The organism is Amycolatopsis endophytica (assembly GCF_013410405.1).
GTDB lineage: Bacteria > Actinomycetota > Actinomycetes > Mycobacteriales > Pseudonocardiaceae > Amycolatopsis_E > Amycolatopsis_E endophytica.
Genome location: NZ_JACCFK010000001.1, coordinates 3,313,071 through 3,325,218 on the forward strand (window position 1 = coordinate 3,313,071; position 12,148 = coordinate 3,325,218).

At 70.3% G+C, this 12,148-nt stretch carries 10 protein-coding genes; 5 read left to right on the top strand and 5 right to left on the bottom strand.

Features of this window, described 5'->3' with window-relative positions; all coding sequences use genetic code 11:
- Window positions 1-82: 82 nt before the first annotated feature.
- Complete coding sequence (locus tag HNR02_RS16440; RefSeq protein WP_179774034.1) at window positions 83-829, top strand: alpha/beta fold hydrolase; 747 nt, start codon at window positions 83-85, stop codon at window positions 827-829.
- Entirely contained in the window at window positions 829-2,067 is a 1,239-nt protein-coding gene (locus HNR02_RS16445) for a cytochrome P450 (protein WP_179774035.1), read from the top strand. The genes HNR02_RS16440 and HNR02_RS16445 overlap by 1 nt, the downstream gene beginning before the upstream one ends.
- A gap of 145 nt (window positions 2,068-2,212) precedes the next feature.
- Here the strand turns inward: HNR02_RS16445 and HNR02_RS16450 are convergent, their stop codons facing one another.
- The 5 genes from HNR02_RS16450 to HNR02_RS16470 are packed head-to-tail and all read right to left on the bottom strand — an operon-like array spanning window position 2,213 to window position 8,599.
- Complete coding sequence (locus tag HNR02_RS16450; protein WP_179774036.1) at window positions 2,213-2,974, bottom strand: LamB/YcsF family protein; 762 nt, start codon at window positions 2,972-2,974, stop codon at window positions 2,213-2,215.
- On the bottom strand, window positions 2,971-6,561 hold the full coding sequence (gene cobN, locus HNR02_RS16455) for a cobaltochelatase subunit CobN (protein WP_179774037.1): 3,591 nt from the start codon (window positions 6,559-6,561) through the stop codon (window positions 2,971-2,973). The genes HNR02_RS16450 and cobN overlap by 4 nt, the downstream gene beginning before the upstream one ends.
- Before the next feature lie 51 nt (window positions 6,562-6,612).
- Window positions 6,613-6,846 carry a helix-turn-helix transcriptional regulator gene (locus HNR02_RS16460; RefSeq protein WP_179774038.1) on the bottom strand — a complete coding sequence of 78 codons (234 nt, stop codon included), beginning with the start codon at window positions 6,844-6,846 and terminating at the stop codon, window positions 6,613-6,615.
- On the bottom strand, window positions 6,843-7,688 hold the full coding sequence (locus HNR02_RS16465; protein ID WP_179774039.1) for an ABC transporter permease: 846 nt from the start codon (window positions 7,686-7,688) through the stop codon (window positions 6,843-6,845). The genes HNR02_RS16460 and HNR02_RS16465 overlap by 4 nt, the downstream gene beginning before the upstream one ends.
- Complete coding sequence (locus HNR02_RS16470; protein WP_179774040.1) at window positions 7,685-8,599, bottom strand: ABC transporter ATP-binding protein; 915 nt, start codon at window positions 8,597-8,599, stop codon at window positions 7,685-7,687. The genes HNR02_RS16465 and HNR02_RS16470 overlap by 4 nt, the downstream gene beginning before the upstream one ends.
- A gap of 103 nt (window positions 8,600-8,702) precedes the next feature.
- Here HNR02_RS16470 and HNR02_RS16475 point away from each other — a divergent pair, with 103 nt between their 5' ends.
- The 3 genes from HNR02_RS16475 to HNR02_RS16485 are packed head-to-tail and all read left to right on the top strand — an operon-like array spanning window position 8,703 to window position 11,850.
- A complete protein-coding gene (locus tag HNR02_RS16475) occupies window positions 8,703-9,746 on the top strand; it encodes a ferredoxin-like domain-containing protein (protein ID WP_179774041.1) in 1,044 nt (347 codons plus the stop codon).
- Window positions 9,743-10,366 carry a precorrin-8X methylmutase gene (locus tag HNR02_RS16480; RefSeq protein WP_179774042.1) on the top strand — a complete coding sequence of 208 codons (624 nt, stop codon included), beginning with the start codon at window positions 9,743-9,745 and terminating at the stop codon, window positions 10,364-10,366. The genes HNR02_RS16475 and HNR02_RS16480 overlap by 4 nt, the downstream gene beginning before the upstream one ends.
- The gene (locus HNR02_RS16485) at window positions 10,363-11,850 is read left to right on the top strand and encodes a precorrin-2 C(20)-methyltransferase (protein WP_179774043.1); all 1,488 of its coding nucleotides are present in this window, start codon (window positions 10,363-10,365) and stop codon (window positions 11,848-11,850) included. The genes HNR02_RS16480 and HNR02_RS16485 overlap by 4 nt, the downstream gene beginning before the upstream one ends.
- Window positions 11,851-12,148: the final 298 nt, after the last annotated feature.

Consider the following 12,148-nt stretch of genomic DNA (forward strand, 5'->3'; position numbering starts at 1 on the left):
CGCCGGAGGAAGGCGTGCCAACCGGCGGCGACTGTGCCAAGCTCGCCACTGCAACGGGTCACCGCGGACTTGGAGGGCGCACATGGAGCGGGTCGGCACCGGCGAGCACGTCGTGCTCGTGCTGCACGGCTGGTTCGGGTCGTCGACGGCGTGGAAGGACCTCACGCCGCACCTCGACGGCCAGCGGTTCAGCTACGTCTTCCCCGACTTCCGGGGCTACGGCACGCGCAAGGACGAAGCGGGCGCGCACACCATCGCCGAAATGGCCGGCGACATGCTGCTGCTCGCCGACGAACTGGGCATCGACCGGTTCTCCGTCGTCGGGCACTCGATGGGCGGCAGCGTCATGCAGTACATCCTCGCCGAAGCGCCCGGCCGGGTCCGGTCCCTCTTCGGGATCTCCCCGGTCCCGGCCGGCGGGGTGCCGTTCGACGAGGAGACCTGGCAGCTGTTCGGCAGCGCGGCCGAGGACCCGGCGAGCCGTCGCGCGATCATCGACTTCACCACCGGCGGCCGCCACCCCGACGCGTGGCTCGAGGGCATGGTCATCCACTCGCTGGAGAACTCCGACAAGGCCGCGTTCGGCGAGTACCTCGGCGCGTGGGCGAAGACCGACTTCTCCGAGCGGATCGCGGGCAACGAGGTACCGGTCAAGGTCGTCGTCGGTGAGCACGACCCGGCGCTGTCCGAGGAGTTCATGCTCGCGACCTTCGGCCAGTGGTACCCGAAACTGGAACTCGAAGTGATGCCCGACGCCGGGCACTACGCCGCCGACGAGGTCCCGGTGACGCTCGCCAACACGATCGAAGTGTTCCTGGACGAGCACTGATGTCCGGTGTGGACGTCTTCGACCCGAGGGTGTTCGCCCGTGGCATACCGCACGACGAGCTGCGCCGCCTGCGTGACGCCGAACCCGTCGCGTGGCAGGACGAACACGAGGTGCTGGACTGGCCCGCCGGGCCCGGCTACTGGGCCGTGACACGTTACGACGATGTCCGGCACGTCCTGCGCACCCCCGAGGTGTTCTCGTCGTGGCTCGGTGCCACCCAGATCCGCGACCCCGAACCCGACGACCTCGCGTTCATCCGGCGCATGATCCTCAACATGGACGCGCCCGAGCACAACCGCCTGCGCCGCATCGTGTCCGCGGTGTTCACCCGGCGCAGGCTGGAACGCTCGGCCGACCAGATCGCCGCGCGTGCGCGTGCCCTGATCGGAGCGGTCGTGCCGCGTGGTCAGTGCGACCTGCCCGTCGAGGTCACCGACGACTTTCCGCTGCTCAACCTCGCCGACCTGATCGGGGTGCCGCCCGAGGACCGCGGGCTGCTGCTGAAGTGGACCAACCGCGTCATCGGCTACCAGGACCCGGAACACGCCGAGGTCGTCCGCGACGCGCAGGGGAAGCCGGTGAACCCCCGATCACCCGCGATGCTGGCGGACATGTTCGACTACGCGCAGGAACTGGCCTCGGCCAAACGGCGCGATCCGGCCGACGACCTGATGACCGCGTTGGTTCAAGCCACTGTGGACGGTCGCTCGCTGGACGACGCCGAGCTGCGGATGTTCTTCTTCCTGATGGTGATCGCCGGCAACGACACCGTGCGCAGCGCGTTGCCGGGCGGGGTGCTGGCGCTGGTGCAGAACCCGGGTGAGTACCGGCGGTTGCGGGCCGATCCGGATCTGGTGCCGTCGGCGGTCGAGGAGATGCTGCGCTGGCATCCGCCGGTGCTGACGTTCCGGCGTACGGCGGTGCGTGACGTGGAATTGGGGGGTGCGCGGATCGCGGCGGGGGACAAGGTCGTGGTGTATTTCGCGTCGGCGCACTTCGATGAGCGGAGGTATCCGGATCCGTATCGGTTCGATGTGACGCGAGGGGCGGAGCATTTGGCGTTCGGGCAGGGGCCGCATCTGTGTCTGGGGGCGCATTTCGGGCGGTTGCAGATGCGGGTGTTCTTCCGGGAGTTTCTGACTTTGCTGCCCGAGGTGCAGGTGGGCGGGGAGGTGCGGCGGTTGACGTCGAACTTCATCAACGGGGTGACGCATTTGCCGTTGGTGTGGGGTTTGTAGCCGCTACGCGGGTTGGAGTTCGCGCCCCGGAACGCAGAACTCACCGACGAGAGCGTGGAACTCGCGCGCGGGAACGTGGGACTCGCCGGGCGGGTCGGCGAGTCCCACGTCACGTTCGCCCGGCGCACTGACACCCGCGTAGCGGCTACGCGGCGAACGCTTCCACCGAAACCCCGGCTTCCACCAGGGCTGCCCGGACTCGGTGGCCGATCTCCACTGCTCCCGGCGTATCTCCGTGCAGGCACAGGGACTCGGGCCGTACCTGCACCTCGCTGCCGTCGATGGCGGTGACCACGCCCTCCGTCGCCATCCGGACGCAGCGTCGCACGACCTCGTCGGGGTCGTGGATCACCGCACCGGGCTCCCGCCGGGAAACGAGAGTACCTTCCGGCGTGTAAGCCCGGTCGGCAAAGGCTTCACGCACGGGACGCAGACCGGCGGCCTCCGACTGGCGCAGCCATTCCGAACCCGGCAACCCGAGCACCGGCAACGACGGGTCGAACAGCCGCACCGCTTCGACCACCGCCGCGGCCTGGTCGGCGTGGTGCACGATCGCGTTGTAGAGCGCGCCGTGTGGCTTCACGTAGGCGACCCGGGTGCCCGCAATCCTGGCGAAAGCGTCCAGGGCGCCGATCTGGTACAGCACGTCGTTGACCAGCTCGTCCGCGGTCACGTCCATGAACCGTCGCCCGAATCCCGCCAGGTCACGGTAGGCGACCTGCGCCCCGACCGCGACACCACGGGCAGCCGCGGCGGCTGTCACGGTGCGCAGCGTGCTGGGATCGCCGGCGTGGAAACCACAGGCGACGTTCGCGCTCGACACGATCTCCAGAAGCGCGTCGTCCTCCGTCAGGTGCCAGGCGCCGAAACCCTCACCCAGATCCGCGTTCAGATCCACCCCGGTCACTCGCCCTCCAGCTCACCTTCGGTCCGCAGGTACACCTCACGCAACTGTCCCAGCAGCTCCGGATCCGGCTCCGCCCACAGGCCACGGTCGGCGGCCTCGGTCAGCCGCTCGATGATGCCGCGCAACGCCCACGGGTTGGCCTTCGCCAGGAACTCCTGGTTCTGCTGGTCGAGAACGTAGGACTGGGACAGCTTTTCATACATCCAGTCCTGCACGACCCCGGCGGTCGCGTCGAAGCCGAACAGGTAGTCCACCGTGGCCGCGAGCTCGAATGCACCCTTGTAGCCGTGCTTGCGCATCGCGGCGATCCAGCGCGGGTTGACCACCCTGGCGCGGAACACGCGGGCCGTCTCCTCCGACAACGACCGCGTGCGCACCGAGTCCGGGCTGGTCGAATCGCCCACGTAGGAGGCCGGGGCCTGCCCGGTCAGCGAGCGGGTGAAGGCGATCATCCCGCCGTGGTACTGGAAGTAGTCATCCGAGTCGGCGATGTCGTGCTCACGCGTGTCGGTGTTCTTCGCCGCGACCTCGATGCGCCGGTACGCGCTCTCCATGTCCGGCCGGGCCTCGACGCCGTCCAGATCCCGGCCGTACGCGTATCCACCCCACGTGGCGTACACCTCGGCCAGATCGGCGTCGTCACGCCAGTTGCCGGAGTCCAGCAGTGGCAGGATTCCCGCACCGTACGCGCCCGGCTTCGAACCGAAGATCCGGGTGGTCGCCCGGCGCTCGTCGCCGTGCTCCGCGACATCCGCCCGCACATGCGCGCGCACGAAGTTCTCGGAGGCGGGCTCGTCCAGCGACGCGGCCAGCCGCACGGCGTCGTCGAGCAGGTCGACCACGTGCGGGAACGCGTCCCGGAAGAAGCCGCTGATCCGGACCGTCACGTCGATGCGCGGTCGTCCCAGCTCGGCGAGCGGGATCGGCTCCAGTCCCGTCACCCGGCGGGACGCGTCGTCCCACACCGGCTGGATTCCCAGCAGCGCCAGCACTTCCGCGGCGTCGTCACCGGACGTGCGCATCGCCGACGTGCCCCACACCGAAAGGCCGACCGACTTCGGCCACTCGCCGGTGTCCTCGCGGTAGCGCTTCACCAGCGAGTCCGCCAGCGCCTGCCCGGTCTCCCACGCCAGACGGCTCGGGATGGCCTTCGGGTCGACGGTGTAGAAGTTCCGCCCGGTCGGCAGCACGTTGACCAGCCCGCGCAGCGGCGACCCGCTCGGCCCCGCCGCGATGTAGCCGCCGTCGAGCGCGTGCAGCACCGCGTCGATTTCCGTCGAAGTACCGGCCAGCCGCGGCACGATCTCGGTGGCCGCGAACGTCAGCACGCGCGCGACCTCCGGACCGGAGGCCACCTCGGCCACCGCGTCCGGTGACCAGTCCCGCTTCTCCATGGCCTCGACCAGCGCCCGCGCCGACGCCTCGATGGCGTCCACTTCGGAGGTCGGGGCCCCGTCGGTCAGGCCGAGCACCGTCCGCAACCCGGGTACCGCACCGGCTGTGCCGCCCCACATCTGTTGTGCCCGCAGCATCGCGAGGACGAGGTTCACCCGCGCCTCACCGGTCGGCGCCGCGCCCAGGATGTGCAGGCCGTCGCGGATCTGCGCGTCCTTGACCTCGCACAGCCAGCCGTCGATGTGCAGCAGGAAGTCGTCGAACTCGGCGTCGTGCGGTCGCTCCGCGACACCGAGGTCGTGGTCGAGCTTCGCGGCCTGGATCAGCGTCCAGATCTGCGCGCGGATCGCGGGCAGTTTCGCCGGGTCCATCGCCGCGATGTTGGCGTGCTCGTCGAGCAGTTGCTCCAGGCGCGCGAGGTCGCCGTAGCTCTCCGCGCGGGCCATCGGCGGGATCAGGTGGTCGACGATCGTGGCGTGCGCGCGCCGCTTGGCCTGCGCGCCCTCGCCGGGGTCGTTGATCAGGAACGGGTAGATCAGCGGCAGGTTGCCCAGCACCGCGTCCGGGCCACACGCGGCGGACAGCCCGGCGTTCTTGCCCGGCAACCATTCGAGCGACCCGTGCTTGCCGAGGTGGACGACCGCGTGCGCGCCGAACTCCTCCTCGATCCAGCGGTAGCAGGCGAGGTAGTGGTGACTCGGTGGCAGGTCCGGGTTGTGGTAGATGGCCACCGGGTTCTCACCGAACCCGCGTGGCGGCTGGATCATCAGCAGGATGTTGCCGGCCTGGAGCGAGGCCAGCACGATGTCACCGTCCGGATCGGACGACGAGTCGACGTACAGCTCGCCCGGCGGCGGGCCCCAGTGCTCCTCCATGTCCGCGCGCAGCGCTTCGGGCAGCGCGGCGAACCACTCCCGGTAGCGGGCTGCCGGGACGCGGATCGGGTTGCCGGACAACTGTTCCTCGGTCAGCCACTCCGGATCCTGCCCGCCCGCGGCGATCAGCGCGTGGATCAGGGCGTCGCCGTCGGGCTGGTCGGTGCCCGTCGGCTCGACGCCGGGAAACGGCTCGTCACCGAGGTCGTAGCCCTGGTCCCGCATGCGGCGCAGCAGCTCGATCGCCGAGGCCGGGGTGTCCAGGCCGACCGCGTTGCCGACGCGCGAATGCTTCGTCGGGTACGCCGAGAGCATCAACACGATCTTGCGCTCGGACGGCGGAGTGTGCCGCAGGCGCGCGTGCGCGAGCGCGATCTTCGCCACGCGGGAGGCGCGCTCGGCGTCGGGCACGTAGTGCGGCAGGCCGTCGTCGTCGATCTCCTTGAACGAGAACGGCACCGTGATCAGGCGGCCGTCGAACTCCGGCACCGCCATCTGGTTGCCCGCGTCGAGCGGGGACAGGCCGTCCTCGTTGTCCTCCCAGGTCGCGCGGTCGCTGGTCAGGCACAGCGCCTGCAACGTCGGCACGTCCAGCGCGGCCAGCTCGGCGACGTCCCATGCCTCGTCATCGCCACCCGCGCCCACCCCGGACGGCCGGGTGCCCCCCGCGGCGAGCACCGTGACCAGCAGCGCGTCCGCTCTGCGCAGCTCGGCCATCATCGCCGGCTCGCGTGAGCGCAACGAGGCGCAGTAGATCGGCAGCGCCTGCCCGCCCGCGTCCTCGACCGCCTCGGCCAGCGCGTCGACGAACCGGGTGTTCCCGGACAGGTGGTGGGCGCGGTAGTAGAGGATCGCGACGACCGGGCCGCCGGAGTTCACGGCGCGGCGGCCTTTTCGATCCAGGAAACCCCACGCGGGCTGCTCGGACGGCGGCTCGAACCCGTCGCCGGTGAGCAGCAGCGTGTCGGACAGGAACCGGTGCAGTTGCGTGAGGTTGGCCGGACCGCCCTGCGCGAGGTAGGCGTGTGCCTCGGTGGCGATGCCCGCCGGGACCGTGGACAACGCCATCAGCTCCGCGTCCGGAGTCTGCTCGCCGCCGAGGACCACCACGTGTTTCCCGCTCGCGCGGACGGTGTCCAGGCCCTCCTGCCACGTCCGCGCCGATCCCAGGATGCGGACCACCACGACGTCGGCGCTCTCCAGCAGTCCGGGCAGCTCGGCGAGGTCGAGCCGGGCCGGGTTGGCCAGGGTGAAGCCGGCCTCGCTGGTGCGGGCGCTGAGCAGGTCGGTGTCCGAAGTGGACAGCAGCAGGATCACGGGGGTTCCCTCCTAGGTCCCCTCAACCCTGTCCGCCAGGAAGGCCCCGAGTCAAGCAGTCCGTTCGCCGAGACGGGGGAAGGGCTGCGTGGAGAAAATCACCTCAACGGGTACTTCGAAGTGTTCCGCGATGCGCAGCGCGAGGTACAGGCTCGGGCTGTACTCACCGCGCTCCAGGTAACCGATGGTCTGGTAGTGCACCCCGACCGCCTCGGCCAGCTGCCGCCGCGAGATGCCGCGCTCGGCGCGCAGCATGGCGATGCGGTTGTAGATCGACTCGCTCATCCCGGAACCCGCTGCAGTGCCTTCTCCCGGCGGGCGGCCACGGACGAACCGGACTCGCGCCGCGCCATCCTGCGCAGCAGAACCGGCGCCAGGAGCAGTCCCGCGACCGCCCACGCCCCGAGCACGCCGAGCGTTTCCCAGGCCCGCCACGATCCGCCGATCTCGACCGCGGCCATCGCGTCCGGCAGGAACGCCGAGCGCATGCCCAGACCCAGCCAGTACAGCGGGAACACCTGCGCGATGCCCTGGACCCACGACGGCAGCTCGCCGATCGGGTAGAAGATGCCGGACACGGCGACCAGCGCCGTCACCGGCAGCATCACCACGCCCATGGTCCGCGGGTTCTCGAACAGCGACCCGAGCACCGCGCCGATCGGCAGTGTCGCGACCAGGCCGAGCGCCAGCACCCACACCAGGGTCACCCAGGTCAGGGCATCGATCTCCAGGCCGTCGAACAGGAACAGGCCCGGCACGACCAGCAGGACGATGCCGGTCAGGGTCATGCCGGAGATCATCACGATCTTGCCGACGAGGTAACCGGACATCCCGTGCGGCAGCGCCTTCGCCCGCAGCAGCGTGCCGTCCTCGCGCTCGAGGGTGAGCTGCTGCATGGTGTTGATCATCGCGTTGAACCCGACGCTCGCGCCGATCAGGCTGGGGAGGGTCATCGAGCCGCGGGAGAACGTGGTGCCGGGGATGGTCGAGCCCTTCATCAGGATCATCACGACCAGGAAGATCAGCGTCGGGAAGAGGTAGCCCCACAGGTCCTGGATGGTGGTGAAGCTCTGCCGCAGTTCGATCAGCCCGCGCCGGAACCCGGCCCGCAGTGCGGTGGTGGTCATCGGGCGCTCCCTTCGAACTTGCGCAGCAGCGCCATGTAGGTGTCCTCCAGACTGGCCCGGCGCACCTCCAGGTCCTCGATCTCGTCGTCGTACTGCGCGAACAGCTCGCGCACGTACTTCGTGGCGTCCGTGGTCGCGTGCACGTAGCGCTGCCCGTCACGCGTCCAGCGCACTTCGGCGTCGGTGGACATCTCGCGGCTCAGCTGATCGGCCGAGCCGTTCGCGATGATCGTGCCGCCCGCCAGGATGAGGATCCGGTCGGCGAGTTTTTCGGCCTCGTCGAGGTCGTGTGTGGTGAGCAGGATCGTGGTGTCGGACTCGTCGGCCAGGCGGTGCACCAGGTCGTGGAACTCGCGGCGTGCCTCCGGGTCGAAGCCCGCGGTCGGCTCGTCGAGGAACAACAGCTCGGGGAGCCCGACGATGCCGATCGCCACGTCCAGCCGCCGACGCTGCCCGCCGGAGAGCTGCCCGACCCGCTTGTGCGCGTGCGGGGTCAGGCCGACGGTGGCGACCAGCTCGTCGGTGTCCCAGGGGCGCCGGAAGCCCGTGTAGTACGAGCCGAAGTGGGCCAGCAGCTCACGCACGCCCCACTTGCGGTGGTCGCGCCACGACTGCAACACGATGCCCAGCCGGGACCGCCACGCCTCGTCGCCGCGCGCCGGGTCGGTGTCCAGTACGCGGACCCCGCCCGCCGAGCGCATCCGGAAGCCTTCGAGGATCTCGATCGTCGTCGTCTTGCCCGCGCCGTTCGGCCCGAGCAGTGCCAGCACCTCGCCGGGCGCGGCCGTGAACGACACGCCCTTGAGCACGTCGTGGGTGCCGTACCGCATGCGGAGGTCGCTGACGTCGAGCACCGGTTCACCGCCCCGCGAATGCGGTGGTCTCGTCGCCACCTGTCCCCAAGTTGTCATAGTTGTTCTCCCCAGTGGTGCGCCAGTGCGATGAAATGTAGCAGACCTACTACATATGACCCAAGTCCTACTTCGGGGCCTTGGCGCCGTTTACAGTGAGCGCATGGCTCTTCCCGCACGTGTCCGCGCCGACGCGTGCCCGGGTGTCTTCGCCACGCACGACGCCGCCGACGGCGCGCTCGCCAGGGTCCGGTTGCCCGGCGGGCGGCTCAGCGCTTCGCAGGCCCGGGTGCTGGCCTCGTGCGCCGAGGAGCTCGGCGACGGCTCGCTGCACCTGACCTCGCGGGGCAACATCCAGTTGCGTGGCCTGTCGCGGACGGGCGAGCTGGTTCCGCGCTTGTCGTCGGCCGGGCTCCTGCCCGCGCCTCCGCACGAGCGGGTCCGCAACTACCTGGCCTCACCGTTGAGCGGGCTGACCGGCGGGCTGGTCGACGTCCGGGAGACCGTTGCCGAGCTGGACCGGGCGGTGTGCGCGCGGCCCGAGCTGGCGGGATTGCCGGGCCGGTTCCTGTTCGCGCTCGACGACGGCCGCGGCGATGTCTCCGGCGAGGACGCGGACGTGTGCTGGCGGGCGCTCGACTCGTCGACCGGTGCGGTGCTGCTGGCGGGCCGGGACACCGGGGAGCGGGTGCCGTTCGACGGCGCGGTCGGCGCGCTGGTGCGGAAAGCGTTGTGGTTCACCGAAGTCCGGGGCAGTGCGTGGCGGGTGCGGGAACTGGACCTGCCCGGCGGTTCGCGCCTGCCGGCGTCGCCGGGCGTGCCGGTCGGGCCGTTCACCCGCGACGACGGTCGTGCCGGGGTCTGCGGGGCACCGGTGCTGGGGCAGCTCGCGGCCGCGGACCTGCGGGCGCTGGGGGAGATCGTCGTGACGCCGTGGCGGTCGGTCGTCGTGCCGCTCGGCGTGCACGCGCCGGGTCTGGTGACCGATCCGGACGCGCCGGGTCTGGGCGTCAGCGCGTGCATCGGACGGCCGGGCTGCGCGAAGTCACGTGCCGACGTGCGGGCGGACGCGCGGGCGGTGATGCGCCGGACGCCCGCAGGCGTGCGGATGCACTTCTCCGGGTGCGAGCGCAGGTGCGGGCGCCCGCACGAAGCGCACATCGACATGCTCGCGGGCACCGAGGAATACCAGAAGGGAACGCCGTGATCGACTACATCCGCGACGGGGCGGAGATCTACCGCCACTCGTTCGCCACGATCCGCGAGGAGGCCGACCTCGCGATCCTGCCGGAGGACCTGGAGCCGGTCGCGGTCCGCATGATCCACTCGTGCGGGATGGTCGACCTGGTCGACGACCTGGCCTACTCGCTCGACCTCGTCGAGTCGGCCCGTGCCGCGTTGCGTGACGGTGCGCCGGTGCTGTGCGACGCGCGGATGATCGCCAGCGGCGTGACCCGCAAGCGTTTGCCCGCGTCGAACGAGATCCGGTGCACGCTGTCCGACGAGCGGGTTCCGGCGCTGGCCGAGCGGATGGGCACGACCCGGTCCGCGGCGGCACTGGAGCTGTGGCGGGACGATCTGGCGGGGTCGGTGGTGGCGATCGGCAACGCGCCGACCGCGTTGTTCCGGCTGCTGGAGATGATCGAGGACGGTGCCGGTGTGCCCGCCGCGATCATCGGGGTGCCGGTCGGGTTCGTCGGGGCCGCCGAGTCCAAGGAAGAGCTGGTCAAGCGCGCCCCCGCGCCCTATCTGGTGGTGCACGGGCGGCGTGGCGGAAGTGCCATGGCCGTGTCGGCGGTCAACGCGCTCGCGAGTGAGGTCGAATGAAAACGGGCAAGTTGTGGGGTGTCGGTCTCGGCCCCGGTGACCCGGAGCTGATGACGGTGAAGGCGGCGCGGCTCATCGGCGAGGCCGACGTGATCGCCTACCACTGCGCGCGGCACGGCCGCAGCATCGCGCGGTCGGTCGCCGAGCCGTACCTGCGCGAGGGGCAGGTCGAGGAACGACTGATGTACCCGGTGACCACGGAGGGCACCGACCACCCCGGCGGGTACGAGGGCGCGATCGCCGAGTTCTACGAGCTGAGCGCGAAACGCCTCGCCGAGCACCTGGACGCCGGGCGGGACGTGGTGTTGTTGTGCGAGGGCGATCCGTTCTTCTTCGGGTCCTACATGTACATGCACGAGCGGCTGACCGACCGGTACGAGGCCGAGGCGGTGCCGGGCGTGACGTCGGTGTCCGCGGCGTCGGCCGTGCTGGGCAAACCGTTGGTGCAGCGGGACGAAGTCCTCACCGTGCTGCCCGGGACGCTGCCCGCGCCCGAGCTGGCGCGACGGTTGGCGGACACGCAGGCCGCGGCGGTGATGAAGCTGGGCCGCACGTTCGGCTCGGTACGTGAGGCGCTGGCCGAGTCGGGGCGGCTGGACGAGGCATACTACGTCGAGCGGGCGACCTGGCCTGCACAGCGGGTGGAGCCGTTCGCGGAGGTGGACCCGTCGTCGGTGCCGTACTTCTCGCTGGCCCTGGTGCCCAGTCCCGCTTATGCCGCACGGAAATCGCCGGTTGTTTCCGAACCGGCCGCCTCGGAGGGCGGCGAGGTCGTGGTCGTCGGACTGGGGCCGGCCGGGCCGGAATGGTTGACACCGGAGGCTGCCGAGGCGTTGACCGAGGCTTCGGACATCGTCGGGTACGGGCCGTACGTGGCGAAGGTTCCGCAGCGGGCCGGGCAGGTGCGGCATGCTTCGGGCAACCGGGTCGAGGCTGATCGTGCCCGGCATGCTTTGGAGCTGGCGGCTTCCGGGGCTCGGGTGGCTGTGGTGTCTTCCGGCGATCCCGGGGTGTTCGCGATGGCTTCCGCGGTGCTGGAGCAGGCGGCTGCGCTTGAGGAGCCGGTTCGTGTGCGGGTGCTGCCCGGGGTGACGGCTGCTTCGGCTGCGGCTTCACGGGTCGGGGCGCCGCTGGGACACGACTACTGTGTGCTGTCGTTGTCGGATCGGTTGAAGCCCTGGGACGTGATCGAGCGGCGGCTGGATGCCGCCGGGGCCGCTGATCTGGTGGTGGCGCTGTACAACCCGGCTTCGAAGACGCGGACGTCGCAGTTGGTGCGGGCGCGGGAGGTGCTGTTGCGGCATCGATCTCTTGAGACGCCGGTGGTGGTGGCGCGGGATGTCGGTGGCGATGCGGAGTCCGTGCTGGTGACCACGTTGGGGGAGTTCGATCCTGGTGTGGTGGATATGCGGTGCTTGGTGATCGTGGGGTCGTCGCGGACGCGGGTCGACCACGGGTTTGTGTGGACGCCTCGGTCTTATTGAGGTTTCGTGCCGTAGCCGCTACGCGGGTGTTTGCGCTGCGCGCGGCTGCAAGCGCCGGCTTCGCTTCGCTACGCCCAGATTGTGGCCGCCCCGATTTTTCATTGTTTCTCCGGCCGAGCAGGGGCTGTCAAGGCGGGAAAGAGTACCTTGACAGCCCCTGATCGTCCGCAGAACTGGGCTGTGTATCGGGGTGCGGGGGAGGCTGGGCGGCTTTCGGGTCGGGTTGCGTTGCCGGGTGGCGGTGTGGTGGGTGGGCGGCGGGTGCGCGAATGCAGAACTCGCGTGCGAGAGGGTGGGA

What these genes read in the sequence shown, in the direction of transcription:
- HNR02_RS16440 (WP_179774034.1), top strand. Translation starts at nt 83, where the DNA reads ATGGAGCGGGTCGGCACCGGCGAGCACGTCGTGCTCGTGCTGCACGGC.
- HNR02_RS16445 (WP_179774035.1), top strand. Translation starts at nt 829, where the DNA reads ATGTCCGGTGTGGACGTCTTCGACCCGAGGGTGTTCGCCCGTGGCATA.
- HNR02_RS16460 (WP_179774038.1), bottom strand. Translation starts at nt 6,846, where the DNA reads ATGAGCGAGTCGATCTACAACCGCATCGCCATGCTGCGCGCCGAGCGC.
- HNR02_RS16465 (WP_179774039.1), bottom strand. Translation starts at nt 7,688, where the DNA reads ATGACCACCACCGCACTGCGGGCCGGGTTCCGGCGCGGGCTGATCGAA.
- HNR02_RS16470 (WP_179774040.1), bottom strand. Translation starts at nt 8,599, where the DNA reads ATGACAACTTGGGGACAGGTGGCGACGAGACCACCGCATTCGCGGGGC.
- HNR02_RS16475 (WP_179774041.1), top strand. Translation starts at nt 8,703, where the DNA reads ATGGCTCTTCCCGCACGTGTCCGCGCCGACGCGTGCCCGGGTGTCTTC.
- HNR02_RS16485 (WP_179774043.1), top strand. Translation starts at nt 10,363, where the DNA reads ATGAAAACGGGCAAGTTGTGGGGTGTCGGTCTCGGCCCCGGTGACCCG.